General features: G+C 44.2%; 23 protein-coding genes and 1 tRNA gene. 4 read left to right on the top strand and 20 right to left on the bottom strand.

The features are described 5' to 3' along the window. Positions 1-62 precede the first annotated feature (62 nt). From BP97_RS0131215 to rocD, 9 genes are all read right to left on the bottom strand, one after another. A complete protein-coding gene (locus BP97_RS0131215; RefSeq protein ID WP_028552594.1) occupies positions 63-548 on the bottom strand; it encodes an NUDIX domain-containing protein in 486 nt (161 codons plus the stop codon). A gap of 20 nt (positions 549-568) precedes the next feature. Beyond that, positions 569-1,462, bottom strand: coding sequence for a phosphotransferase family protein (locus BP97_RS0131210; protein WP_028552593.1), 894 nt, complete (start codon positions 1,460-1,462; stop codon positions 569-571). An 11-nt stretch (positions 1,463-1,473) separates the two neighbouring features. Continuing rightward, entirely contained in the window at positions 1,474-3,294 is a 1,821-nt protein-coding gene (locus BP97_RS38110) for an ABC transporter ATP-binding protein (RefSeq protein ID WP_051621084.1), read from the bottom strand. A 23-nt stretch (positions 3,295-3,317) separates the two neighbouring features. Next, a complete protein-coding gene (locus tag BP97_RS0131200) occupies positions 3,318-5,054 on the bottom strand; it encodes an ATP-binding cassette domain-containing protein (RefSeq protein ID WP_231506529.1) in 1,737 nt (578 codons plus the stop codon). Between the two features lie 200 nt (positions 5,055-5,254). Next, the gene (locus BP97_RS0131195) at positions 5,255-6,043 is read right to left on the bottom strand and encodes an aminoglycoside adenylyltransferase domain-containing protein (RefSeq protein WP_028552591.1); all 789 of its coding nucleotides are present in this window, start codon (positions 6,041-6,043) and stop codon (positions 5,255-5,257) included. A 113-nt stretch (positions 6,044-6,156) separates the two neighbouring features. Continuing rightward, positions 6,157-7,077, bottom strand: coding sequence for an arginase (gene rocF / locus BP97_RS0131190; protein ID WP_231506519.1), 921 nt, complete (start codon positions 7,075-7,077; stop codon positions 6,157-6,159). 17 nt (positions 7,078-7,094) lie between these two features. Further along, positions 7,095-8,024 (bottom strand): proline dehydrogenase family protein, encoded by a 930-nt coding sequence (locus BP97_RS0131185; protein ID WP_231506517.1) that lies wholly within the window; start codon positions 8,022-8,024, stop codon positions 7,095-7,097. An 18-nt stretch (positions 8,025-8,042) separates the two neighbouring features. Then, on the bottom strand, positions 8,043-9,593 hold the full coding sequence (gene pruA / locus BP97_RS0131180; RefSeq protein WP_028552588.1) for an L-glutamate gamma-semialdehyde dehydrogenase: 1,551 nt from the start codon (positions 9,591-9,593) through the stop codon (positions 8,043-8,045). A gap of 23 nt (positions 9,594-9,616) precedes the next feature. After that, positions 9,617-10,810, bottom strand: coding sequence for an ornithine--oxo-acid transaminase (rocD, locus tag BP97_RS0131175; RefSeq protein ID WP_028552587.1), 1,194 nt, complete (start codon positions 10,808-10,810; stop codon positions 9,617-9,619). A gap of 348 nt (positions 10,811-11,158) precedes the next feature. Here rocD and BP97_RS0131170 point away from each other — a divergent pair, with 348 nt between their 5' ends. Then, positions 11,159-11,419, top strand: a complete 261-nt coding sequence (locus tag BP97_RS0131170) for a YpbS family protein (RefSeq protein ID WP_028552586.1) — start codon at positions 11,159-11,161, stop codon at positions 11,417-11,419. A gap of 86 nt (positions 11,420-11,505) precedes the next feature. On the opposite strand, the gene BP97_RS0131165 is transcribed toward BP97_RS0131170, so the two are convergent. From BP97_RS0131165 to BP97_RS0131140, 4 genes are all read right to left on the bottom strand, one after another. Continuing rightward, positions 11,506-12,138 (bottom strand): NUDIX hydrolase, encoded by a 633-nt coding sequence (locus tag BP97_RS0131165; protein WP_028552585.1) that lies wholly within the window; start codon positions 12,136-12,138, stop codon positions 11,506-11,508. A 77-nt stretch (positions 12,139-12,215) separates the two neighbouring features. Then, complete coding sequence (locus tag BP97_RS0131160) at positions 12,216-12,887, bottom strand: rhamnogalacturonan acetylesterase (RefSeq protein ID WP_028552584.1); 672 nt, start codon at positions 12,885-12,887, stop codon at positions 12,216-12,218. A 40-nt stretch (positions 12,888-12,927) separates the two neighbouring features. Next, positions 12,928-13,701, bottom strand: coding sequence for a hypothetical protein (locus BP97_RS0131155; RefSeq protein ID WP_028552583.1), 774 nt, complete (start codon positions 13,699-13,701; stop codon positions 12,928-12,930). Positions 13,702-14,489: 788 nt separating this feature from the next. Then, the gene (locus tag BP97_RS0131140) at positions 14,490-15,362 is read right to left on the bottom strand and encodes a prolipoprotein diacylglyceryl transferase (RefSeq protein ID WP_028552581.1); all 873 of its coding nucleotides are present in this window, start codon (positions 15,360-15,362) and stop codon (positions 14,490-14,492) included. Between the two features lie 551 nt (positions 15,363-15,913). Here BP97_RS0131140 and BP97_RS0131135 point away from each other — a divergent pair. Further along, positions 15,914-16,735: an AraC family transcriptional regulator gene (locus tag BP97_RS0131135; RefSeq protein WP_028552580.1), complete on the top strand. Its 822-nt coding sequence runs from the start codon at positions 15,914-15,916 to the stop codon at positions 16,733-16,735. A 75-nt stretch (positions 16,736-16,810) separates the two neighbouring features. On the opposite strand, the gene fumC is transcribed toward BP97_RS0131135, so the two are convergent. From fumC to BP97_RS38100, 6 genes are all read right to left on the bottom strand, one after another. Further along, the gene (gene fumC, locus BP97_RS0131130) at positions 16,811-18,199 is read right to left on the bottom strand and encodes a class II fumarate hydratase (protein WP_028552579.1); all 1,389 of its coding nucleotides are present in this window, start codon (positions 18,197-18,199) and stop codon (positions 16,811-16,813) included. A 55-nt stretch (positions 18,200-18,254) separates the two neighbouring features. After that, positions 18,255-19,748 (bottom strand): PTS transporter subunit EIIC, encoded by a 1,494-nt coding sequence (locus tag BP97_RS38105; protein ID WP_051621083.1) that lies wholly within the window; start codon positions 19,746-19,748, stop codon positions 18,255-18,257. A 45-nt stretch (positions 19,749-19,793) separates the two neighbouring features. After that, complete coding sequence (locus tag BP97_RS0131120) at positions 19,794-20,297, bottom strand: PTS sugar transporter subunit IIA (RefSeq protein ID WP_028552578.1); 504 nt, start codon at positions 20,295-20,297, stop codon at positions 19,794-19,796. A 30-nt stretch (positions 20,298-20,327) separates the two neighbouring features. Then, a complete protein-coding gene (locus BP97_RS0131115) occupies positions 20,328-21,185 on the bottom strand; it encodes a BglG family transcription antiterminator (protein WP_028552577.1) in 858 nt (285 codons plus the stop codon). 492 nt (positions 21,186-21,677) lie between these two features. Beyond that, entirely contained in the window at positions 21,678-22,607 is a 930-nt protein-coding gene (locus BP97_RS0131110) for an aldo/keto reductase (protein ID WP_028552576.1), read from the bottom strand. Between the two features lie 56 nt (positions 22,608-22,663). After that, positions 22,664-24,913 (bottom strand): PAS domain S-box protein, encoded by a 2,250-nt coding sequence (locus BP97_RS38100; protein WP_051621082.1) that lies wholly within the window; start codon positions 24,911-24,913, stop codon positions 22,664-22,666. Positions 24,914-25,132: 219 nt separating this feature from the next. Between BP97_RS38100 and BP97_RS0131100 the strand changes: the two genes are divergently transcribed. Both BP97_RS0131100 and BP97_RS0131095 read left to right on the top strand, forming a co-directional pair. Continuing rightward, entirely contained in the window at positions 25,133-25,312 is a 180-nt protein-coding gene (locus BP97_RS0131100) for a hypothetical protein (RefSeq protein ID WP_028552575.1), read from the top strand. A gap of 86 nt (positions 25,313-25,398) precedes the next feature. Beyond that, positions 25,399-25,584, top strand: a complete 186-nt coding sequence (locus BP97_RS0131095) for a hypothetical protein (protein WP_028552574.1) — start codon at positions 25,399-25,401, stop codon at positions 25,582-25,584. Positions 25,585-25,671: 87 nt separating this feature from the next. Here BP97_RS0131095 and BP97_RS0131090 read toward each other — a convergent pair. Continuing rightward, positions 25,672-25,748: transfer RNA gene (locus BP97_RS0131090), tRNA-Arg, on the bottom strand. Positions 25,749-25,750 lie beyond the last annotated feature (2 nt).

Here is a 25,750-nt window from a genome sequence, read left to right as displayed (position 1 = left end):
GCTCCTCTTCTTTTTTGAGCAAATATATGACATTCCTGGCTTCCAAATCATATCGGCACAGCTTACTCTATACCGTTCTTCAAATAATACAAAATACCGGCACGGTCAACATTAGAAAATTGTAACGGATCCTCAGCAAATGATTGCCTCAGCTCCTCCACACTAATCCACCGTATGCTGAGTGTATCATCTCCTTGGTCAAGCAGCTCTCCTTCGGCCTTGCAACGGAAATAATATCCTACTGAATCTATGGACCCTACCACAGTCTGATAGGCGGCAAATGGGCGAATACACTCCACAACAAAATCCGGATTCATATTACTAGTATCCACATAGGTACTTTCTCCTTCTATTTCAACGACGGTCAGCCCTGTTTCTTCTTTAACCTCTCTCCGCAAAGCCCTGATTAAAGATTCATAGGGCTCTATCCGCCCTCCCGGAAGCTCCCAACGCTGCGGTTCGCCGGGTTTGTTTCGAATTTGAATGACGATCTCCGTCCCAGTACCTTGATTTCTCTCAATAATAGCTCTCGAATTAACAAAAAACATAACTACACCTTCCTTTCAGATTAAGCTTTCCACCCTGTCTGATGACAAAGGACGTTGACACTTTCCTCATAGAATCGTCTGTTCTTCTCCAATCCTCTTTTTCTGCACCAAACGACCGTGCTGAAGGAATCGTAAAACGAATAAAAAGGCAGTACCAAGTCGATATCGATCATAGGACGAATACCGGAGTATCCTTCGATATATGCTTGTTTCATAGGATGTCTATTTTTCCATAAATACCGGTCGATTTTCGTAAAATCGCATTCGGATGACCCGCCCCTAGAGCTCTCGAAGTCAATAATTCCTACCAAGCGTGATTGATCCACCAGCAGATTCCCAGGCCTGAAATCCATATGGATGGCACAAGGACCATCCGGTTCAGGCAGCTTGGAGAACACGGAATCAAAATGATTCAAGCACGCCTCGAACAATCCCGCAGGGAGGAGCTCACTACACGGCTCTTTGCATTTCTCAAACTGACTGCGGATGTATTCTCTCCAATTCTCATGGTCCAAATAATGATACCCATCCCGACTATCCTCGCCATACCCCGGCATTGGGACGGAATGCAGCTGCGCGTGCAGTGTACCTATCTCGTAGGCTAGCTTCACATCATCAGTCTCTGTAAGAGGACTTCCTTTCAATGCCTCCAGTAATAATGCCCCGCTACATTGTTCATCCCCCTCCCATAGATCAAGAACATGAGGCACTGGAAGGTGATGCTTCATAAGTCTGTTCAGCATTGCATATTCGCGGTACAGCTTGCTCTGGTTGTACGGAATTTTTATGTAAACCGATCCACCGTTATGCAGAATGACTTGTGCTACTTCTGAGCTGAATGAATCGGGAACAGGTTTTATATCCTGAATATTAAGACCGAATGCCTCTACGGCGTTTTGGATGTGACTAAACATAAGTTGCCTCCCTAACTTCCAAGTAAATCACTGTTTTGATACCACTGTGCTTGTTCCTTGTAAAAAGCCGCATATTTGCCGTCAAGCGACATAAGCTGATCGTGCGTGCCATCCTCTATTAATCTCCCTTGATCTATTACAAGTATGCGATCTGCATAACGAGCCCAACCAAGTCGATGAGAAACGAATAGAGCTGTTTTCCCTTGACGCAAACGGCGGAACTGCTCGAACAACTCCACTTCGCTTGCCGGATCAATGGCAGCTGTCGGCTCGTCGAGCACGATCAGCTCTCCATGCCTGTACATGGCTCTTGCTATGGCAAGCCTCTGCCATTGCCCCCCAGACAGCTCGAGCCCGCCCTCACTCAATTGGCCGAGAGGTACATCCAATCCTTCTCCAGACTGCTCTGCGAGCTTTTGGATACCACTTGCTTCTAAGGCACTTCGAATCCCGTGCTCCTCAGGCTCACGAGATAGGTTTCCCATGGCTACATTTTCCCGAAGAGTGAATGAATAAGGTTCATGATCTTGAAACACTGCGCTGACACGACTCCATAGTGCTTTATGATGCTCGCCCATTGCTGATAAATTTTTACCATTCCAGCTAATTTGCCCTTCAGTCGGTTCATATAACCCAAGCAGCAGCTTGATAAAAGTAGATTTCCCCGATCCGTTGTCCCCAACAAGAGCGATCGTTTCTCCCGCCCTAATCGTCACATTCATATCTTGAAGGACGGGCTTACTAGAATTCGGATAAGAGTAGCCTACTTTTTCGAAAGTAATATCCTTGATCGATCCTAAATCTTCAGCCTTCAGTTTCGTGTTGGGTTCGTCAATATGTTCTTTCAAGAAAGTGAGAAGATCCTCCGCTTTACCTGCCTGAAGTACCAGCTTGCTTAAAGGCCAGGAAAGCTTTAGCGAAGTTCCTTGCGATTGGAGCACAGTCTGGAATACTACAGCAACGATGCCTGGTGTCAGCCCTCCCTGCCCCCTAAACAGCACCAACACAGCAATAGATCCGAAAGCACCTGCAATATGAAGGAGGGAAATCCAGAAGCCCAGCTTGTTCTCCTTACGGCTCATAGCAAATCTGCGGGAACGCTGTCCTAACGTATTGGTACTCCACTGACGAATCAAATACCCTGTCGAGTCAAACAGCTTCGTTTCTTTTAAAGTCCTGGAGTCCGTGAGTTGATTCATCAAGTACTGTGACATACGGCCATCCGTCGTTAATTGCTTATCTAATTTTCGCTTAGAAAGTTCTATTTTCATTCGAAAGTATAGTGACGTTCCGTTCATTACAAGCAGGATCCAGCCTAATAACCAGTAGCCTTGTGCTACGACAATAGCCATAGCCATTAATGTTGCAAGCCTTTGAATCGTATCGACCCCATTTCGCAGTATGCCGATCAAATCTTGGCCTGCAGCCGATTGAGCCCGATGAAGCCGGTCATAGAACTCAGTATGCTCGAATCGCTCTAGGGAAACGGTCGTCGAAATTTTAAAGATTTCAGACTGCACATAAGCATAAGCGCGCTGGTTCATCGCTTCGTCCAGGATTTTCCTTAAGGATTCGGCCATCACTTGCAATACCATGGTACCAACAAACAGAAGAAGTGCCGGCATCATCTGAGAGATGGAGGAAGAACCATTTACGATTCCATGAACCGCCGAATCAATCATATGCTTTTGTGACAGCATTAATGGGATAACGAGCATCCCGATTCCCATAGGAACGGTGAGCCATACGCTAGTCAGCACAGGCATTTGCTTCCATATGTAATAAAGTAGTCGCAGCAAATCCGTTCTTGTATGTTTCCATTCTCTATCCAACAGAACACCACCTCTCGGCTAAGCTATACATACCAGGATGCTTGCAGCCGGTACAGTCGCTCGTATTCTCCTCGTGCCGCCATAAGTTGGCGGTGGGTTCCTTGTTCAACCAATCGGCCATTTTGAAGCACCAATATGCGGTCTGCCATACGCGCCGCCCCCAAACGATGGGTAACAAGGAAGGACGTGCGATCTCCTGCTATGCGTAAAAAATCCATAATTGCCGTTTTTTCGGCCTGCGGATCTAGAGCTGACGTCGGCTCATCAAAAAACAGCACACTTCCCTTTCTGACATACCCCCTTGCGGCAGCTAATGACTGCCACTGTCCTCCTGACAGCTCTAGACCTCCAAATTCCGGACCTATTCGGTCGTCTAGATTTAACCCCCAAGGATGAGCATTAGCGTGCTTTTGCGCGGTTAACAGCGCTTGATCATCATACAGCCGATCTATGCTTCCTAAGGCAATTTGTTCTCGTACAAGCAAGTTCATCTTAGTGAAGTCCTGCAACACGGCTGTGAAGGAGCATGCTGCTTCGGTCGCAGTTAACGGAGCTCCATCCTTGGAATACCACTCCACACTTCCATAACCGGGACTATACAAACCCATGAGCAGCTTAACAAGAGTAGATTTTCCGGAGCCATTTTCTCCTACAATCGCGATTTTCTCCCCAGCTTCAATATAGAAGGATACCTCCTGAAGTGACGGGTTTGCTCTACCCTCGTAGGTGAATGTCAGCTGCCTCACCAACACTGCTTCGGCAGTCATATGACTCGTTGTTGGTATAGAACCCTTTGACTTATCGTCCACTAGTGTAGGGATGTACGTAGCATCCTCCTCAAGCTGCAAAAACCTGCGCATCTCATCCCATCGTGCCCCTTGCTGCTTCAAGCTCGTATGTAAATCCAGCAGACCAGGCCACAACCCTCCTAGCATGATGGCGATTTGCAGCAGCAAGGTAATCTCTCCTGGTGAATTTCCGTGGGTAGCGGCCACGAGTAGTACGATAGCAGTCATCAAAGCACTGAGTAAGGTGACCAACAGGTCCGACGGGACTAGAAGCTGTTGTTCTTTTATTTTACGCTTTACCATTTCTTCAGCATTTTGGTTATGCAAACGCATCCAATACATTTGAAAATAACTTCCCAAATCAAGAAGCCGTATTTCTTTCGCTGGATTTCTGGAGGTCATCAATTGGGCAATATAATGCGCACGCCTGCGTTGTGGAGTTTGCTCCTGCTCGAGCAGTTCTGCTCTACGTGCTGCATAAGAACGCAAAGGAAGCTGTATCGGCAAAGTAAAAAGAAATAATAGAGCGAAGATCCACTGTCCGAACCATACAAGGATAAGGAGCAGCAGAACCGTTTGCACTGCTTGGAAAAAGTAACTGTAGCTATTCAGAAACAGAATTTCAGGTGAGGCGCGAAATGCGCGGGTACGGAGATCTTTTATCGATGGTGTTTCGAGAAGGGTTAAGCTTAGCTTGGCATTTTTTTCAAGGACAGCCCTTTCAACTTCATAGGTGCCGATTTCATTCAATCGATTATGTGCCAAGAGAGAGGTACGACCAATTATAGCCTGGAGTATCATAACGATAGCGAGACCTATGCCGGCGATTATCAAGTCTTGCTGTATCAATCCGTCATTCCAGCCAGTTAGTAGATCTACTACCCATTTGAGCAATAATAGCTGTGCAGGCATAAGTAAAAAGTTAACGAAGTCTGCGGTTGGCTTTACCTTAACCGGTCGAGCATCGGCCACTGACAAAAATAAGCTCGCTTCGCGTAATCGCTGCCATGATTCACGAAAAATACAATCCACCTCACAATAGGGTTATTTTTCCAGAGAATATCTATAATACCATGCTTTTGTAAAAGATCAACCTTTTTTTGAAATTAAGTGATTTTAAACAGCTCTACAGACAACAAAAGCCGCCTCGAGCTCGAGACGACCCTACAGGGTTACTTCATATAGGATAAACATCTTTCGGACATATACCGGATAAAGGCTTGTGTCTCTACGATTAACTCACGGGGCGAGTACATGAGCGATTCTCCCTTGCACTCCCTAACTCGCATTGCTTCATTCACTATAGGATGCCACTGCATCGGCAGCTTTGCAAGCATCGCTTTAGCGGCCGCTTCCTTCGTCACCATGTCCCCCGTCTCCAACGTCACGCATATGCGACATAGAGATAAAACTCCGAATTCTACCATCACATCTGCTTTTGAGCCATCGAATGCTTCAGGATCTCGCTGAGCCTGCTTTGCCCAATAACCGTTGATATTCCGTTTGGTAATGTCTACGATATCGTTCCTGTCAACTTCAATCGGTAACGTGGAAACATCATGTCCATATATCGTTAAGCCATGATGCTTCAGCTGGTACCAGGTTATGTGGTTACTCATTTCCTCCCATTGATACTTTCCCTCCGAAGTATAACGGTACCACAAAGACCGTTGTGCTTTGGGAATGTGATGTAGCTGCGCATATTCCCCCTCCAGCTTATGACCACAACGATTCAGTTTAAGCAACCGTTCATGAACCGTTTGAATTCGTATTAATGATTCATCATCCAACCTGTGCAGCACAGTAAAAAAGTCGATATCGCTGCGTTGGCGATTGTGATGTCCTAGTGCGGTCGATCCGTATAAGTAAACCCCATATACCCGATCGGGCAGCTCTTCGTGCAAAAGATTGCAATAGTCTTCCATAACCGAGTGTACAGATTCGTGCAGCTGACTTGACATCTCTATCCCTCCCAGCTTCCAAATGAGCTATTAGTCAGTTGAATTATACTCTAATATGGAAAGGATTAGGACACCAGATAACTGATAAAAAGCTGATAAATAGGCTTAACGGTTTATTCGATACTTTCCCTTTCTACCCCAAGCAAGCTGCATATCAGCTCAACAGCCGCGTGAGCAGTACGGTTACGCAAATCCAGTGCAGGGTTAACTTCAACAAAATCTGTGCTTAGTAGAGCTCCGGACTCAGCAATTTGTCTCATTGCCATCTGCGCTTCCCGAAGCCGGATTCCTCCGGAGACGGGTGTGCCAACTCCCGGGGCATCGGACGGATCTAATCCATCCACATCCAAGCTTAAATGGACGCCCTCCGTCTGTTCAGAAACCAAGGTTAGAGCTCGTTTAACCACCTCCTGTATTCCGAGCTGATTAATATCACGCGCAGAAAACAGCTGAATCCCGGTACGACGGATGAGTTCCTCCTCTCCAGGATCAAGTGAGCGAGTTCCTATAAGAACGACATCTTCAGGAAGCACTTTTGAATGATTGCCTCCTATTCTAGTTAATGCTGGATGACCGTAGCCTAGAGCTGCTGCCAGTGACATGCCGTGCACATTACCCGACGGACTAGTATGAACCGTGTTCAGGTCTCCATGGGCATCAAACCAAATGACTCCGATCCGTTTATGCTTTGCTGCTCCGGCAATACTACCGATAGCAATACAGTGGTCACCACCAACAACAAGCGGAATTCGTCCATTTTCTACCGATGCAGCAACCTTGCGGTACAAGCGACGGTTCATCCTTACGATATCTTTTAAATATTTAGCTTTATGACTTCCCATCTCTGGTTCAATCGTTCGAGTCTTCGATAAGATGATATCCCCCGTATCTTCAACGTTTCGACCACTTTGACGAAGATGCTGTACCAGCTCTGCGCATCGCAAGGCATCCGGGCCCATGCGGCATCCTCTGCAGCCCGCTCCGAGATCAAACGGGACGCCAATCACGTCGATTGGTTTATACTCCATTGACATGCAACTTCCTCCTTCCGTCACCTGCGCAGCAGCCCCTTCAGGACGAACACCAAATTAGCCGGTCTTTCCGCTATGCGGCGGGTGAAATAGGGGTACCATTGTTTGCCAAAAGGGGTGTAAATACGTACTCGGTAACCGCGTTTAACCAATTGCAGCTGAAGCTGTGTCGCTATGCCAAAAAGCATTTGAAATTCAAATTGATTGCGCGGAATCCGATGCTCCTCAACATAAGCTGTGACCTTCTCTATAATTCTCTGATCATGAGTAGCAATGGCTGTATAATGTCCCCCATCCAAATGGGCTTTCACTAATGCCACATACTGGCTGTCGACATCGATTTTACTAGGAAAAGCAACGGCTGCCGCTTCCTTATAGGCTCCCTTTACTATTCTTACATTAGCTGCATATTGCTCCAGCCGGATCAAATCGTCCGGCGACCGGTACAAATAAGCTTGTAACACTGTCCCGACGTGCTTCGCTCCAAATCGTTTAACCAGCTTTTCGAATAGCTCCAAAGTCGATTCAGTTAAAGTGGAATCCTCCATATCAATCCGAATGAAATTACGATAATACTTGGCTGCTGCAACAATCCGCTCCATATGCTTCGTGCTGACAGCCGGATCGATGCCGCACCCCAATTGACTGAGCTTTACCGAAACATGTGCATCCAGCTGTTGGTCATGAATCTCTCGCAGCATCTCCATTATTTGGTTAGCAGCCTCATCAGCCAAAGCAGGGTCCTCAACGCTTTCACCCAAATAATCCAACGTCACGGCGAGCCCTTGACCGTTAAGCTCCTTCACTTTCTTTAAAACACCTTCTAACGACTCGGCAGCAACAAATCGTTGGACCCCCATACGCATTCCGTACTTTCGGAACATCGATTTTACCCGCTCCTGCTCCGCCAGATGTAACACTGCAAGACGAAACCAGGAATCCATCGGCATTTTACCCGACCCCCTTCTTCAAAGAAGCTCAGAGCTTACTTTTGACTGGGTAAACAACAATAAATAGTCAGGTCCTCCCGCTTTGGAATCCGTACCCGACATATTGAACCCTCCGAAAGGATGCACACCTACCACAGCACCTGTACATTTCCGGTTAATATACAGATTTCCGACATGAAACTCAGCTTTTGCTTTAGCAATATGCTCCCGATTGAGAGTATAAACCGAGCCCGTTAGTCCATATTCGGTATTGTTCGCAATTTCCAATCCGTGATCGAAGTTAGAACAAGCTGTAAATGCAACGACAGGACCGAATATTTCCTCCTGCATAATTCGAGAGTCCGGAGCTGCGTCCGCAACAATCGTAGGTTCGATGTAGTATCCTGGAAGCTTCAGCGAATGCCCCCCGGCAACGATTCGACCTTCTTGCTTGGCAATATCGATGTATTGCATTATTTTATGAAAGGAAGCCTCATCGATCACTGGACCCGTATCATTGGAGTCATCCGTCACATCGCCTACTTTTAGCGCTTTGGTTAATTCGATACATCGATTCAATACTTGATCGTAAACATCCTGATGCACTATCGCTCGGGAGCATGCAGAGCATTTTTGCCCGGAATAGCCGAAGGCTGATACTACAATTCCTTTGGCAGCTGCTTCCAAGTCAGCATCTCGGTCTACGAGAATGGAATCCTTGCCTCCTAGCTCGCCAATAAACCGTTTCAGCCATATTTGTTTTGGATTCACTCTAGCGGCAAGTTCCTGTATGTGAACCCCAACTTCACGAGAGCCAGTGAACGACACAAATCGGGTAAGCGGATGCTTTACCAAAGCATCGCCTATTTCACTTCCTCCACCCGGCACAAAGTTGACCACGCCCGCCGGTAATCCGCAAGCCAGCAGCAGCTCCACGAATTTGGCGGCAACGACAGGGGTCTGACTGGATGGCTTTAATACGACCGTATTGCCTGTCACGATTGCTGCCGTTGTCATTCCCGCCATAATCGCCAATGGGAAGTTCCATGGAGGAATTATGACTCCGACCCCTAGCGGAATATAGTACAGCTCATTTCGTTCCTGAGCGATGGATACGAGCTCTTTACGTCCACGCAGTGTTAACTCTATCATTTGACGTCCATAATATTCCATAAAGTCAATAGCTTCCGCCGTATCAGCGTCGGCCTCCACTCTGCTTTTGCCTGCTTCCAACATTAACCACGCATTAAATTCATGCTTGCGTCTGCGCAATGCCGCGGCGGCTTTGAACAAGTACTCCGCTCGTTCTTCAGCTGCTACTTGAGACCATGCCTTGAACGTGCTTGCAGCACATTGTATAGCCTTCTCAGCTAAAGTTCGGTCAGCCTTGCATACTTTTCCGACCAATTCACTTGTATTGGATGGGTTGATAGACTCAATGACTGCCTCCGAAGTCAGCTCTTCTGACCCGATTCGGATTGGGTATATAAGACCAAGCTGCAATTGCACTTGTTGCAATGCCTCTGTTAATTTCCGGCTTTCCGCCGGATTGGTAAAATCCGTTAATGGCTCTGGACGGTACGGGACCATAACGTTCTCTCCTTCCTATTAGGTCAAATTAATACAGCTCTTACTTTATCAACAGCCCAATCGACCTGCTCTTTGGAAATTATTAAAGGAGGTGCCAAACGTAGGGTGAAATGATGCGTTTCCTTGGTCAGCAGCCCCAAGTTCATTAGTCGTTCACAATAAGGACGCGCAGCAACCGACAGCTCAATACCGATGAATAACCCTTTCCCCCGAATATCGGTTACTATAGGAGAGTGAATCTCCGTGCGCAGCCTTTCTAGAAAATATTCACCTACCTCGCGAGAGCGAACGATCAAATCTTCCTCCTGCAGGACCTTAATCGAGGCGATCGCAACAGCACACGCCAGCGGATTTCCACCAAAAGTTGAGCCATGCGAGCCAGTATCAAAAACGTCCATAAGCTCCCGATTTGCTGCGATGCCCGATATAGGCAGTACTCCGCCTCCCAAGGCTTTACCCAATATATATACATCGGGAACGACAGCTTCCCAGTCCGCTGCGAACCATTGACCTGTACGTCCTAATCCCGATTGAATCTCATCGGTCATTAGCAAAACACGCTGCTTGCTGCAAATGGCAGCCGCTTCTCTTAAATACCCTTCACGAGGAATACGAATTCCCGCTTCCCCTTGAATTGGCTCCACTAGGAAAGCTGCCGTCTTAGGGCTTATCGCTTGCTCTAAAGCATCGGTATCGTCGAATGGAATCACTTTGAATCCAGGTGTATAAGGCCCGAACTCATGACGATATTCTGGTGTACTTGAGCAAGAGGTTGTTGTTACCGTTCTGCCATGAAAATTATTGTCGCACACAATAATCTCCGCTTCATTTTCAGCAATGTGCTTAAACCGGTAGCCCCATCTTCGTGCTAGCTTAATCGCTGTTTCCACAGCTTCGGCTCCCGTATTCATCGGAAGGAATGCTTCTTTACCGGTAATACTGGACAGTAGCTCCAATAAATCTCCCATCCGCTCATTATGAAAAGCTCTCGACGTCAACGTCACTTTATCAGCCTGGTCCTTCAACGATTGAATGATTCTTGGATGACGGTGTCCTTGATTTAAAGCCGAGTAGCCGCTAAGCATATCCATATAACGTTTGCCTGCCACATCGCGAACCCAAACTCCTTCTGCATGAGCAATAACAATTGGAAGAGGATGATAATTATGAGCTCCGAATTTCTCCGTTTTTCTTATCATTTCCTGAGTTCTTCTCATTGGACAAGTTCCCACCTCATTCCCCGGATTCTCTTGTTCGTTTCAGCCTGCCAGCAATCCGTAATTCCAGCTTCGCTTGCACAGAGATCTGCATTTAAAATTTTGAATTTTCAGAAAATAATAGGTAGACAACATTCATATACCTATCTTATGTTTAGCCTATGCAGTTGGGTTGGGCACATGCCCAGTTTTGTATAAATCGAATGCCCCAACGCTGCATACTCTGATCAATCAGGTCCGTCACCTAATCTACAGTCTTGACTTGCTTGATAGCATCATAACGTAGTATCATAACTAGCATCAGATCACTATGAATTTCTAACCTTGTTATAAAGGAGCCTTTAAACCATGAGCGTTCATGAAGCGATTAGTACACATACTCGCAAAATGCATTCCCATTTGGAACAATTTCAAATTTTGGACGAACAGCGTGAAGCCGCAATTGAACGGGCATTGACTCTATGTGCTGCAGAACAGCCGTTTTCTATCGATGAGATCAACGCATGCACCGCACGAATTAACGAACATGCCAAGCACGGGATTTCTCCTACACGACCTTATGTTACCGAAGATATGGTAAGAGACTTTGTCAAACGTTCGGCTTGCTAAATTCCAGCCACCTATCTAACACAAGAAAAGCTTTGAACAGGCTTAAGGAGCATCTCCTTGTCCAGTTCAAAGCTTTTTTGCTGTCTTTATTGTAGGTTTCCGATAGTATCCAAAACCAATCTAAAATACGCTTTCGAATGAGGGACGAAATCACGTGCTGCAAACCTTCTATCCACCGGCAACAGCACACCGTTCATATCAGGCTCGACTCCTTGAGCGGTAACCAATGAATCCATATCTCCTGCTGTCAGTCGTCTTACATCTTCCAGAGCAATACGGTATAAGCCTGTAACCTCGTCCTCTTGAAGCTGGTAAGTGTGTAACGGCCTATCGGCTCTGAGCACGAATACGTGACAAAATTCACGGTCGATCTTCCCACCATCAAGAAATTGTTCCTCACGATACACTCCGCATGAGTGCAGCTCCTCGAAAGCCGCATTCACTCCAAGCTCCTCCGCTAACTCCCTTAAACCGTCCTCTACCGTCTCTCCTGCTAGCAAATGCCCGGCACATGAGATATCCAAGAGACTCGGGAACGTATCCTTGTCCGAATGCCTCATTTGAAATAACAAATACCATTCCTCATCTTGCTTGGACAATATCCAGCATTGAAACGTTTGATGCCATAATCCTTGCTGATGAACCTCTCGCCGTGTAGCGGTCCCTATTCTATTCATGTCCCCATCAAAAATATCGAATATCTCCACATTCTGCTTCACGCTGTCGTTCTCCTCGTGCCTTCGTTATTTGTTTCTTATTGTACCAAAAATTTTGGGTGCGGAGAACGATCGTACGGCTAGACCTCTACAAAATCAGAAAATTCCATATTCAATTCTTTCATGCCGACAGCCACCAGCCTGGCAATAGCTCGTGCTCCTTTATCGTTAAAATGAGTACAATCTGTGCCGTTATGAGATATCATGAACAGTTCCCTGGCACTGTCATAACCGATTTTGGTGAAGTATTCCAGACTCATACTCATTAAATCCAACAGGCGAACATGCTCCTCCTCCGCCACCAGTTTCATCGCAGTGCAATAATCCTGAAAATCATTCAAGAATTCGCCTTTCTCATAATGTAATCGCCCTACTGGAGTGATCAAAACTGGAATGGCGCTGCGCTCTCTCGCTCCATCTATGTACATTTTTAAATAATGCTTGTATTCAGTGAATGGCTCGGTATACCGCTCAGGCTTGCTGACTGTAGAGTCGTTATGCCCCATTTGGATCAATAAATAATCATTGGGTTGTATCGCCTCTAAAATCACAGATAAACGGCCTTCCACCACGAACGACTTGGAGCTTCTGCCGCCTATCGCTTTATTGATGAACTGGACTTCATCGTTAAAAAAATCACCTATATATTGCCCCCAACCAGCTTGCGGAGCCGCACTCTCATTATAAGTCTGAACGGTAGAATCCCCCGCTAGATAGATTGTAATAGGGTTCTTCTGGCTTTCTGATGTCATTTCATTGTTCCTCCTAATGTTTGTTCAGGCTTCACTGACCCTATGCACTTAAAGGTCTGATGGTTACTGAGATTGAAGCCGGTTTATTGTTTTGGTACATAACTTGCGTTTTTAGATGAATCAAGCGCAAAAGCTCCTGTTCCATTGGCTTACAGAATAAATAGGTTTCATACTGCTCTCGGTGCCATGCGGATATTTCCGTATTGGTCAGCAGCTCTCTCACGAACCGATTCGCCTGTCGGTTATCCGTATAATCAACCCGTGCTCTTGCAAAGTGCTTCTCCGTATATCGTATGGCACGAATTAGTGCTTCCAGTCGGAAAAACTCCTCTGTCAACTCAACAACTCGTTTTGCTTGAACTTGCAAGGGGCTTCCGCTAATCATACCAAGCTGGATGCCTCGCTTTAGTTGCTTAGAGGAGTGAGTCGATACTGGACATCCGTCCACAACAAGCTCGTAAAGCCCTTCAGGAAGACCTAGAATATGAATCATGTCATCATGATGAGTTGGTTCATGAATGCTATTCTGCTCATGGAAAAGGTTGATCCAAGCCGGTAATGCAGCTGGACAGTAAAGAAACGTCAGCTCAGCGTTATCAGAGTACTGAATCGATTCAGCTGTGCTTCCCATCATTCGGGTTTCATGGTCTCCGTGGACGTCTATAACCAAGGCTGTAGACGTTGGCGAACTGATCTGCTTGATCACTGAATGTGCTATCCATTGGCAACCGAGATCTCCCGGATGGACACGATCCGGACCAATCAGCGTACCCTCAGGCTCCACGAGCTGAAACGCTTTATTCAGCTCGTCCATAGGGTGAAAAATGTCAATCCGTTTACATCCGTATTGCTCCGCAGTTTATGAAGGATAATGGTTTGTAAGGATGCCGAAGTGCAAAATGCTCCATTATCCACCTGCTATAGAGACCAGATTGGGTAATGCTGTCTCCCAAAAAGCATATCCGGTCTCCTTCTTGAAACCAATCGCTGCTAGTCAAAGGGCCTCAACCTTTCTTCTAAAACTCTCGCATGATCTAAAAGATAAGCAGTAGACTCGACCTGCCTCTAGATCAAAGTAAAACCGATTCTCATCCCTCTTTTTGTAACTGATAAGCACTTCATTTCATTCAATTGAACGAACTTGATTTTTGCTTTTATTATCATTATATGTATGCTTAATGTCAATTTATATATTGACATTAAGCATACATATTGGAAACGAAAACATATGTGCTTTCTCGAGGTTGTTGAACTAATTGGGGTGTAAATATTAGAGTATAGGGCCTAAAGCTTGGCACAATCCGATTTTGCTGGTAGGTATTAAATTATTTAATCATTGTCATTCGTAAACTCAATTATCAGCCCGTTCTCGATTAAATACTCTCTTATGTCCTTTGTACTAATTGGGATAGGTCCTCTGTCTTCATGTAATCTTTGTTCGGACCACAATATAACTATGCTATTGATATCGGAAAGAAGTTCATCTTCTGGAACCATTATAAGGCAATCCTCTAATATAGCCTTCAGATTTACTTCAAGCTCGGTTCGGAACTTGATTCGCAACGTAAACACATCCTTTGTTAAATAATATGTTGAGCCCCTTTAAAAACCAGGATGCTTATTAGGCTTCCAGTATAATAATTTCATCATTTCGTCAATCTTTTGTTGTTGTACTATCATTTGTTCTGATGTATCGTCATATCGCCTTTTCAATAGTTCTAGTGAGGGATTGATTTCCGCTCTGACATCTTGCCGCAAGACCTGATTAATTAATTGCGTAAGAATCTGGACATCTTTGCGCAGTTCTGCCACTTCTTTAAATAACTGAGCGTTTGTTTTATAAATGTAAAGGAATAAAGGAGGCGTTTCATCTATATCATCAGCGTCTAGCTGAATGTCTGGTTCCTCTTTCGTAAGCGTTGAAGGCTCTTCTTCTTTTATCGTCGCACTTAGCTGAACGTCTGGTTCCTTTATCGTAAGCGTTGAAGGCTCTTCTTCTTTTATCGCCACACTTTGCTGAACGTCCGGTTCCTCTATTGTAAGCATTGAAGGCTCTTCTTCTTTTATCGCCGCACTTAGCTGAACGTCTGGTTCCTCTTTCGTAAGCGTTGAAGGCTCTTCTTCTTTTTTCGTCGCACTTAGCTGAACGTCTGGTTCCTCTTTCGTAAGCGTTGAAGGCTCTTCTTCTTTTTTCGTCGCACTTAGCTGAACGTCTGGTTCCTCTTTCGTGAGTGTTGAAGGCTCTTCTTCTTTTATCGTCGCACTTTGCTGAATGTCTGGTTCCTCTACCGTGAGTGTTAAAGGCTCTTCTTCTTTTATCGTCGCACTTTGCTGAATGTCCAGTTCCTCTACCGTAAGCGTTGAAGGCTCTTCTTCTATTTTCGTCGCACTTAACTGAACGTCCGGTTCCCCAATAAAATGCTTTATATATTTTGTTGTTGGTTTATGTTTATAAATCCTATTCTTCTTTCTCATCCTTCCTCGTCCTTTCGTTGTTGATTCGATGCTTGCTGGTTTACTAGTCTAAAGCCTACATCAATTTATTCAAAAGGTCCTAAAAATGTACCTTGTTTAAGCCTAGCTATGGCTGCAGCCAAGACCGTGGTGGATGTTTGCCTGCTTATTCCGGATGGTTGCAGAACTAGTATTGTATTCAAGACCTCCGCATTCACCCATATCATTCGAGGGTTCTTTACATTAGCCGCACTCTGCCAACAAATCATTTTAGATACATAAAAAAGGCCCTGTATGACACTTTTTTCTTAATCGAATTTTCGAAAGAAGAGCGAAAGTGTAAAATCAGGACCTTTTTATTTGTTTAACAATGTCTGGTAGAAGATGCCGGTTTGTTATACTCTAAAACGTGTGATGGTTTAGTATTCATAATCGGTTACATCCTCCCTCACGGTTCACAGTATACAGGGGTGTATTCTCACTTTTCTTTTATAGATTAAGGTTTTATAATGAACATAACAATCTTAATTTTTTGAACTTATATAAACATTTGAAACTAATGGAGGACAAGCATGAAAAAATACGTGCTCCCTATTCTTACCTCCGAAGCTCAGCTCCCTTTTTACGTTTATTCTGTTGGTGGTATGGAAAGTCAAAATCCGGTTAGACGTCTCAGAGGTTATCCTCATTATGTGTGGCTTCACACCATCAGGGGAACAGGTAAACTTATTTTGGATGGAGTTGAGCATATCTTAACGGAACAGTCTGGTTTGTTACTGTATCCTCAAAGCTCCTACGCGTATTTCGCTTTGGAGGAACCATGGGAGACACATTGGGTAGCCTTCTCAGGGCATGCGGTCGATAGCTTTCTCCAGTATATGGAATTCAGGCATTCTCAAGTGTTCGAAGAGCTCAATGTGCAATTGCTAGATCGGTTTATTAACGAAATCTATGTCTCTGCTTTATCAAACCATCCTGAAAGCGGTCTCATTTCTTCCGGGAAACTGTATAGCTTTTTAATCGAAATGTGCCGCAGTGTAAATCAGGAACAGTCTCGCTTGAACAGTACTACTTATAATCGGCTCCAACCCGTTCTGTCTCATATCGAAAACAATTTATCTGATGACATCTCTCTTGACCATTTGGCTTCTATCATTCATGTATCTCCCCAATATTTATGTCGCTTGTTCAAGCAATCATTACAAATGAGCCCTGTTGTATATTTAATTCGTTTACGTCTTCAAAAAGCTAAAGAATTGCTGCTGGAGCAGGACGATCTTCCCGTAGCCGAAATCGGTGTGAGAGTTGGCTTCCAGGCAGCAAGCTATTTTTGCTCCGTATTCAAGCAGCATGAGGGCATGACGCCGCTTGAATTTAGAAAATCTTACAGATAGCATCATGGAAAAAACAGGCTGCTATTCAACGTAATGTTGGGTAGCAGCCTGTTCATTATGCTTGTGAATCCATTCTCAAGCTTTCGGAGTTACCATTTGTTCCGGGCGAACATATTCATCGAACTGCTCAGCAGTTAAAAATCCGCTGCGGACAGCAGCTTCTTTCAAGGTCAACTTCTCATGATGAGCAGTCTTCGCGATAAGTGCGGCCTTTTCATAGCCGATATGGGGATTTAACGCAGTTACGAGCATGAGAGACTCTCGCAAATATTTATCGATGACTTCACGGTTCGGTTCAATTCCGACAGCGCAGTGATCATTGAAAGAGACCATCGTATCGGCTAACAGTTGTACGGATTGCAGGAAATTATGAATAATTACCGGCTTGAACACATTCAGCTCGAAATTTCCCTGGCTTGCAGCGAATCCGATGACCACATCATTACCCATTACTTGACATACCACCATGGTCATCGCTTCACTTTGCGTAGGGTTCACCTTGCCAGGCATTATGGAGCTGCCGGGTTCATTCTCAGGTATAGTGATTTCTCCAATTCCACAGCGGGGACCGCTAGCTAGCCAACGCACATCATTAGCTATTTTCATCAAGTCAGCTGCCAATGCTTTCATGGCACCATGAACGAATACTACCTGATCGTGGCTAGTCAAAGCATGAAATTTATTTACAGCTGTTATGAACGATTTGCCGGTTTCCCTGCTTATTTCCTCAGCCACTTTCTCTCCAAACTGAGGATGTGCGTTTAAGCCCGTCCCTACCGCTGTTCCTCCAATAGCCAGCTCCTTCATCGTATGGACGCTCTCTAATATCATTCGTTCTGTTTTCTCAAGCATAGCCCACCAGCCGCTAACTTCTTGCCCTAATGTCAATGGGGTTGCATCCTGTAAATGAGTGCGGCCAATTTTTATAATGTCAGCAAATGCCTCCATTTTTCCATGCAGTGTTTCTTTTAGCTTCTTGAGAGCAGGAATTAATTGCTCCTCTACAGCCAATACACCTGCTATATGCAATGCAGTTGGGAATGTATCGTTCGAGCTTTGCGACTTATTCACATCATCATTTGGATGCACCGTTTTCGCATTTCCTGCCGCTTCCAGCAATTGATTGGCTCGATGAGCGATAACTTCATTAACATTCATGTTGGATTGTGTTCCGCTACCGGTTTGCCATACCACAAGTGGGAAATGGTCATCCCATTTGCCCTCCAATATTTCATCCGCCGCAGCGACAATCGCATCCGCTTTTTCTTTATCCAGCTTGCCCAGTTGAAGGTTCACACGAGCTGCCGCTTTCTTCAATATGGCAAAAGCTTGTATGACCTTGAGAGGCATCCTCTCCGAACCAATCTTGAAATTCTCACTGCTTCGTTGAGTTTGCGCTCCCCATAGCTTGTCGATCGGGACTTGAATTTCCCCCATCGTATCTCGTTCCACTCTATATTTCATAATGAAGTGCACCTCCTATATCCACCATGGTATTTTACCCATTTATAGAGATATTCTAATCATTAGGATAAGTATACTTCGTTAATTTCTGAGATTCCAGAATCCTCTTGATTTCATCCTTCAACTGATCGGATTGCGTACCGAATATAATTTGAACCGCACCTTGACCTAGTCGCATGATACCCGACGCTCCAAGCCCTTTCAACTCTTTGTCATCTACGAGCTTATCGTCCATAACTACAAGCCTTAGACGAGTAATGCAGGCATCGACTCCATCAACGTTGGCTGCCCCTCCAATTGCGGACAACACCCGCTGTGCTTTATCGCGTGTACGTTGAATAGGTGATACATAGCCTGTCAAGACAGAGGCTTGTTCTTCCTCTTCACGACCCGGGGTTTTCAAATTAAACTTCAGTATCAGCACTCGAAATAACACGTAATAAACTATACTAAAACATAATCCTATCGGGATGATCAAAAGCGGATGAGTTGCTAAAGGATAGTTTAGAACATAGTCAATTAACCCTGCAGAAAATCCAAAACCGAGCTTAATACCTAGCATGGCAACAATAGCTCCGGATATCCCCGTTAGTACGGCATGAATAAGATAAAGGCCAGGTGCTACGAACATGAAAGCGAATTCAAGTGGCTCCGTAATCCCAGTCAAAAAAGAAGCTAGCGCCGTTCCGATAAATACAGAAGAAATCAACTTTCTTTTTTCAGGCTTCGCACAGTGAATGATCGCCAATGCACCAGCCGGCAGCGCAAACATCATAATGGGAAAAAATCCAGTCATAAACTGTCCTGCCGATGGATCCCCATTGAAAAATCGGTATAGATCCCCGTGAACAACCTGACCAGAAACACTCGTGTAGTCTCCAATCTGAAACCAAGCAATGGAATTAATCACATGATGCAGCCCGAATGGAATCAACAGTCGATTGGCCGTTCCAAAAATAAAAGCACCTACGCCCCCTAGATCCGTAAGCCATCTCCCGAACGTATCCAAACCATGCTGTACAGGTCCCCAAATCAACCCAAGAGCAATACCTATAAGAACCATGGCAAATGAAGTAATAATAGGTACAAACCGTTTTCCCCCAAAAAAACCAAGCCATTCAGGAAGCTTAATGGTATGATATTTTTTAAACAAATAAGATGAAATCACCCCGGCGATAATACCACCGATGACCCCCATATCCAATTTCACATCTTTTCCGATGTACTCAGGAAAAGCCACCGGCATTTTGGAGAGCACGGTAATTAATACTTGGTAAGCAATAACAGCGGCTAATGTAGCTGCGGCATCTCCAATCAGTCCGATTGATATTCCTACTGCAAACAGCAGCGGCAAATAATCAAAGATGGCTAAGCCACCAGCTTGCAAAAAAGGGGCAACATACTGATTGAGAAATCCACCGATGTTTTCCCCTAAATGAAAGTCGTTGACGTAATCAATGGCCCCGAATCGACGCAGTAAAGCAGCCGCAGGAAGTGTTGCAACAGGCAGCATGAGCGCTTTTCCGATTTTTTGCAAAGAAGCGAGCATCCGAGTCACCCCCTTTTCCCTCAACACATAAGCAAGCAGCCTGTCTCATAAAGAGGTCTGCCATATTACCCTCATAATGGCGTGCTCTCCCGCCTGCACGGATTTATAAGAACACGTAATGTCAGGAGCCAATTCTCCATTAGCTATGACAATGGGGGTAATAGGCTCATATCCCGCTTCTCTGATGAAATCCACATCGAACGTAATTAACTTCTGCCCCGCAGAGACCATTTCACCGCTCACGATATGCGAATGGAAGCCTTCTCCTTTTAAAGCAACCGTATTAATCCCGATGTGAATCAGCAGCTGAATCCCTGATTCGTGTTCCAAAATAAGGGCATGCTTCGATTGGATCAAGTATACCACCACACCATCAAACGGCGCTATAAGTACCCCATCGGTCGGCTTAATCGCTACCCCCTCTCCCATCTGTTTACTTGCAAATGCCTTATCAGGTACTTGATCTAGAGGAACCGATTGACCGGTTAATGGTGAGTTGATGTCTAGAGATTGATACTTCGTCTTGTTGGTAAGCCAGTGAGTAAACATGCGGATCCCCCTTGTTGATTAGAACCTACCTCATGATGTGAAAACTTGAAATAACCGATACAAGTGCATGACCAGAAAGCCTACCTCATCTTCAGGAATTTCAGTCTGCAGATGATGCTTCATTACATCGGCCAGCTCTAGCGCCAGCCTGTACTCCTCTTTGTACTGCTTCTTCATTTGTTTAAGAAACGGGTTGCTGACAACCTTCTTTTGTGTCACGCGTTCTAGGGAAAACCTTAGATGAGTAACCAGCCTGACATAATCCATACTTTCCTTTGGAATTCGTATCGACTTATACATCTCTATCGTTTCTACCATTTCATTAATTAAGTTGGAGAACTTGACCAGCTGCCCCACTGGAACATTAGTCACAGCTGAATGTACATGGTAAGTTAGAAAGCCTACTTCATCCTCGGGAACATCCACCTGAAATTTGTTGCGGATAAGGTCCGCCGCTCTTTTAGCAATGTCGTACTCTACTGGAAAAAACATTTTCGTTTCATATAAGAACGGATTAACGATATCCATACCGTTTCGAAGACGGTGTATCGCAAACTGAATATGACTAGGTAAAGCAAAATAAACCTTATTGTCAATAGGTGTTGGAAATTGGGTCTGAATTTGCTCGATAATTTGCTCGGAAATTACAATCACTTCGGGATCGATATCTTCTAGGAACGAATGATATTGGGTCAATTGGTCCCTATCGTCTAGACGAAACCGTTTTTCAATCCGAGGATCTTTAGCGTCAATGAAACCGGAAGCTTTGGTACCGAAGCCGATTCCTTTCCCTAACAGCACATACTCTCTTTCTGTGCCGAGCTCCTTGACCAAAATAACATTATTGCCGATCACTCTTTCAATGCGATGGTTGTTCTCTGGTCTCACTGACGAATCACCGCCTATTTTGTCCATATGGATAATATATACAATAAAACAAAAAAGAGCCAAGAAAAGATTTCTAAATAATAGAAATCTCTTCTCGGCTCATGCCCTTATAACAAGGTAACACGCCAAGCGATTCACTTACGTTCATCTTATAATAAAGGAACTGTTATCGTCAATCTTTATTCACATTAATTTATCTTGCATTAGGAGAGGAAATGTGTTAAGATTTCCTAATGTATCATTTCAAAGCAACCTCAAAACGTAATTCCCCAGTTCGTTTTTCGTTGTACACCCACCGATTAAACATCTCAAATTCCAACTAACCCTAAGAATTTGTAGTCGTGTTACTGATTCACACTGGCGCGGTCTTCGGAGCCGCAAGGATGAAAGAGAGGTAGGGCTTTCATTGTTTTAGGGCACCACTGTTTATGCTTTGGCAGAAAAACAGGTTGCAAGTTAATGATACATTTAGGAAGAGCTCCGCATCTAATGCTATGCGTCAATGCTAGCAATGACCTTTTTGCTGACGGAATCAAGCTTGTACAACTCATCTGAGTTTAATACGATGTCCGCTGCTTCGATATTTTCTTTCATATGCTTAATGCTTTGTGATCCGACAATGGCTGTCGTTAATGCTTCCTGGTGCAGTAGCCAGCTTATAGCGATTTGCGATATGGCTTTCCCTTTCGAGTCAGCAATATTTTTGAGCACCATGATGAGCTCTTCCTCTTTTTCCAAATGATCAGGCAAGAATAACCGCCGTGTACTGCGGAAATCGTTCTCGTCCAATTTCTTTCCACCCAAATGAAAGGCTCCTGTTAAAATACCTTTAGCTATCGAGCTGTAGCTCATAATAGCAATGTTGTTTTGCTTACAGAAAGGCGCAACCTCTTGTTCTATCGATCTGTGCAATAAGCTGTACTCAGGCTGCAGTACATCGATTTGTGCATATTGAGAAGCTTCTTGCAGCTGTTCCAGCGAAAAATTGGATACTCCAATGGCTCGGATCAAGCCCTCATCCTTCAATTTGTTAAACTCGGCTAATGTATCGGAAACCGGAATTTCAAAGCTCGGCCAATGGATATAGTAAATATCGATGTAGTCGGTCTTCAGTCTCTTCAGACTAGCTTCAGCTGAACGCCTAACATCAGAGGGTGCAAGATTAGCACGGCCTACTTTAGTAGATAGGATACATTGTTCTCTTCTACCTAGCAGCGCATTGCCAACGATTTCCTCAGAATGACCGGAGCCATATCCTTCTGCCGTATCAAACGTCGTTATTCCCATATCAAAAGCAGCTTGGACTGCCTTCATATTGTTCTCATCACTTGTAAATTCCCAAGGGCCGCCTCCTAATTCCCAGCAACCGAATGTAACACGTGACACTTGAATAGGGCTTTGTCCTAGTACAGCAAATTTCATTCTTATTCCTCCTTCTACATAGTAACTCTTAATAGGTATAACACGAACTGAAATTCTTATCTAGTAATACTTTGATCCGCCATCGCCAACATGCTGTATTCATTCGAGCTCTCCAACGATTTGGGTAACGTCATATAAACCTCTGTACCCGCGTTAATCTGGCTTTGGATATGGATCTTCCCTTGATGTGTTTCAATAATTTTGTAGCACATCATGAGACCAAGTCCAGTGCCTTTTTCTTTAGTCGTATAGAAAGGTTCTCCGAGAAATGCAAGACGTTCCTGAGGAATTCCATTGCCGTTATCCGCAATTCGGATATTGACCTCCTGCTGATCCTGATATACTTCAACTTTGATTTCCCCACCGTTGGGCATTGCTTCAATAGCATTTTTTAACAAATTGATAAATACTTGCTTGATTTGAAATTCGGAGCAGCATATCATGATCGGATCCTTCTTTGGCATTTGCAGTGAAATTTGCACATTATTCATTGTAGCCTCAGGCTCGATTAACTGAATCACCGTTTGAATGATTTGCTTTAACGATTTCACATTGAATTCAATGACTTGAGGTTTGGCGATTATTAAAAATTCACTTACGATAAAATTGATCCGATTCAGCTCGCTGCTCATAATATCGTAATATCGCTGCTGATTTGGTCCTCTCTCATACATCAATTGCAGAAATCCTTTTAAAGAAGTGAGGGGATTTCTAATTTCATGGGCAAGACCGGCAGCCAACTGCCCAACGACAGCAAGCCTGTCCGATTTTCTTAACAATTCTTCTGTTTTTTTGCGCTCCGTGATATCTCTGGAAATTCCAGCAATCGCAATCGTCTCTCCATCCGCATTTTTGATCGGTGATATCGTCAAACTAACCTGCAATACGCTTCCGTCTTTATGCAAACGAATCGTTTCGTAATCTGTAATTTCTCCCCCTGATAATAATTGATTTACAATTTGTTTAAGCTCATCTTTTTGTTCATCGGGAATAAGCGGCAGCTGCTTACCAATAATTTCTTCACCGCTCCAACCATAAATTCTTTCAAAAGCATCATTAATTTGCAATACATGACCTTGTAGATCAATAACGTCTATAGCGTCTGACGTATTCGTAATAAGGGATTCCAGCATTTCCTTGGTTGCCCGCAAATCCTCCTCGGCACGTTTACGTTCCGTAATATCAATGCAGGAAGCAATGACTTCTACCACTTGTCCATCGCGCTTAATTGGCCTTAGAGACGCCAAATACGTGATCTGGTTCAGCAATCCTTCATATAAAACATCTTCTTCTCCTTGCCAAGCCCTTTTATAATATTCTTCTTTCTTCTCAGCAATCTCCAATGAAATGAAGTCTTTCAATTCACTGCCCACGATTTGCTCCGGTGTGTGGCCAAGACGATAGATGAGCTCACCGTCACATAAGGTATGGATAAACTTCCCATCCACCTTTTTGAACTTAAAAGTCATTCCTTGCTGCTTTCTTATAACATCCTGCATGTCCTGTTGAAGCAAGACAAGTGACTCCTTCGTTTTCTTATGCTCCGTTATATCCCTTGCAATGATGTAGAAACCGACAATTCGTCCATCTACGATGATTGGTACATCCTTGGCGCCTAAAAACACCTGATGTCCAAGCTTGTGCGTCAGCGTGATTTCATGATTGTATTGATCATTTTCCAAACCGTTTTGCAAAATAAGAAGATGCTCTTCTTCCTCTGCAATCAATGATTTGAACGATGTTTGTAATATTTCATGAGCTTCGTAACCGATTATTTTTTCCATAGCCGGATTAACTCCGTCGATCTTACCATCAAGATTCAATGAAAAAATGCCTGCTGGGTTATATTCAATTAGAGAACGATATTTTTGTTCCAACTGTTTTTGTGAACTAATGTCCTGTATTTGTGCAATCGTATACATAGGCTCACCCTCAGGGCTGCGGACCAACGATACATGAAGTAGAACCCATATTACATTTCTAGCCTTATGCATAAATCGCATTTCTATTTGAAAGCTCTCCCACTCACCAGAGAGCAGACGCTTCGTATACTCCAAGTGTAATTCCAAATCTTCCGGGTGTGTTAAGCTTTGATAGTCTGTCGAAAGAAGCTCATGCTCTGAATAGCCTGTAATTCCACATAACGCTCTGTTTACCTTATGCCATTTTCCATTCAGATCATTTAAAGCCATTCCCGTCGCAGCATAATCAAAAGCAATACGGAATAATGCGTCATTCATATGCAAGGACGTCTCTAACCAATTACTGTTCTCAGCTATATATTCAACTTCCTGCTGTTCGCACATGTCAATGTACCTCATATCCGAATTATTTTTTCGACAGTAATACTTATGTTCTTCAAATAATGAGCTTTTCCTTCTTAATTATCATTTTTAATTGCCTTATCTCTCGACAATCATCTTTTAATTTTTTACTTGATCAAAAATTGAGTATATATAAGCGTTTATAAGAGATATTAATATAAACATGCTTCAATTCCTATAAGAAGGGTTGGTTATGAAACTATGGCTTCAAAGTCCACCTACCGGCAAAATAAGCAGCAACTAGATCAAATCTCATCTGCTGTAACTGGTCAAGAAGAAACACGGGAGCAGCTAAGTGATGTTTACGCCGCAGGAACAAGCGATGGTATTGTTCGATTGGAAGAGGGTACGATAGACATTAGTGACAGTAAAAAGAAGTAATTATTAACATCAGATATACTTATATCATGCATGTACAAGCGTAAATGGGGGATACTATTTTTGTTAATAATGAGGAGGTGATCTCGATGGCTGAAAACAATAAAAATGCAGTTCAACACGCTATCAATGCCGCACAATCTAATGCGGAAAATGAAGAACAACAGCAGCAAGTTGAACAGCTTTCTTCTCTGCTGCAAAGCAATACGGGGAGTGAAGGCGCAACCTCTTCTGCTGCAAATGAAGAAGAGTCTGCTGATTCCAGTGAATACTAATTATAATAAAGAAACCTGTGATCTTTAATAAGATTCACAGGTTTCTTTATTATTTATATATGTAACGACAACTGATTTGCAAAAGAATGGCGCGCCCTGAGAGATTCGAACTCCCGGCCTTTTGATTCGTAGTCAAACGCTCTATCCAGCTGAGCTAAGGGCGCAA

Origin of the sequence: Paenibacillus sp. UNC451MF (genome assembly GCF_000686845.1) — a bacterium.
GTDB lineage: Bacteria > Bacillota > Bacilli > Paenibacillales > NBRC-103111 > Paenibacillus_S.
Note: the sequence above shows the minus strand (reverse complement) of the source record. Positions and strands in the feature narration are given on the sequence as shown.

Bases quoted from the DNA above. Each gene is read 5' to 3' on its own strand.
- BP97_RS0131215 (WP_028552594.1), bottom strand. From the start codon at position 548: ATGTTTTTTGTTAATTCGAGAGCTATTATTGAGAGAAATCAAGGTACT.
- BP97_RS0131210 (WP_028552593.1), bottom strand. From the start codon at position 1,462: ATGTTTAGTCACATCCAAAACGCCGTAGAGGCATTCGGTCTTAATATT.
- BP97_RS0131195 (WP_028552591.1), bottom strand. From the start codon at position 6,043: ATGTCAAGTCAGCTGCACGAATCTGTACACTCGGTTATGGAAGACTAT.
- rocF (WP_231506519.1), bottom strand. From the start codon at position 7,077: ATGTCAATGGAGTATAAACCAATCGACGTGATTGGCGTCCCGTTTGAT.
- BP97_RS0131185 (WP_231506517.1), bottom strand. From the start codon at position 8,024: ATGCCGATGGATTCCTGGTTTCGTCTTGCAGTGTTACATCTGGCGGAG.
- pruA (WP_028552588.1), bottom strand. From the start codon at position 9,593: ATGGTCCCGTACCGTCCAGAGCCATTAACGGATTTTACCAATCCGGCG.
- rocD (WP_028552587.1), bottom strand. From the start codon at position 10,810: ATGAGAAGAACTCAGGAAATGATAAGAAAAACGGAGAAATTCGGAGCT.
- BP97_RS0131170 (WP_028552586.1), top strand. From the start codon at position 11,159: ATGAGCGTTCATGAAGCGATTAGTACACATACTCGCAAAATGCATTCC.
- BP97_RS0131160 (WP_028552584.1), bottom strand. From the start codon at position 12,887: ATGACATCAGAAAGCCAGAAGAACCCTATTACAATCTATCTAGCGGGG.
- BP97_RS0131155 (WP_028552583.1), bottom strand. From the start codon at position 13,701: ATGGACGAGCTGAATAAAGCGTTTCAGCTCGTGGAGCCTGAGGGTACG.
- BP97_RS0131140 (WP_028552581.1), bottom strand. From the start codon at position 15,362: ATGAGAAAGAAGAATAGGATTTATAAACATAAACCAACAACAAAATAT.
- BP97_RS0131135 (WP_028552580.1), top strand. From the start codon at position 15,914: ATGAAAAAATACGTGCTCCCTATTCTTACCTCCGAAGCTCAGCTCCCT.
- fumC (WP_028552579.1), bottom strand. From the start codon at position 18,199: ATGAAATATAGAGTGGAACGAGATACGATGGGGGAAATTCAAGTCCCG.
- BP97_RS38105 (WP_051621083.1), bottom strand. From the start codon at position 19,748: ATGCTCGCTTCTTTGCAAAAAATCGGAAAAGCGCTCATGCTGCCTGTT.
- BP97_RS0131120 (WP_028552578.1), bottom strand. From the start codon at position 20,297: ATGTTTACTCACTGGCTTACCAACAAGACGAAGTATCAATCTCTAGAC.
- BP97_RS0131110 (WP_028552576.1), bottom strand. From the start codon at position 22,607: ATGAAATTTGCTGTACTAGGACAAAGCCCTATTCAAGTGTCACGTGTT.
- BP97_RS38100 (WP_051621082.1), bottom strand. From the start codon at position 24,913: ATGTGCGAACAGCAGGAAGTTGAATATATAGCTGAGAACAGTAATTGG.
- BP97_RS0131100 (WP_028552575.1), top strand. From the start codon at position 25,133: ATGGCTTCAAAGTCCACCTACCGGCAAAATAAGCAGCAACTAGATCAA.
- BP97_RS0131095 (WP_028552574.1), top strand. From the start codon at position 25,399: ATGGCTGAAAACAATAAAAATGCAGTTCAACACGCTATCAATGCCGCA.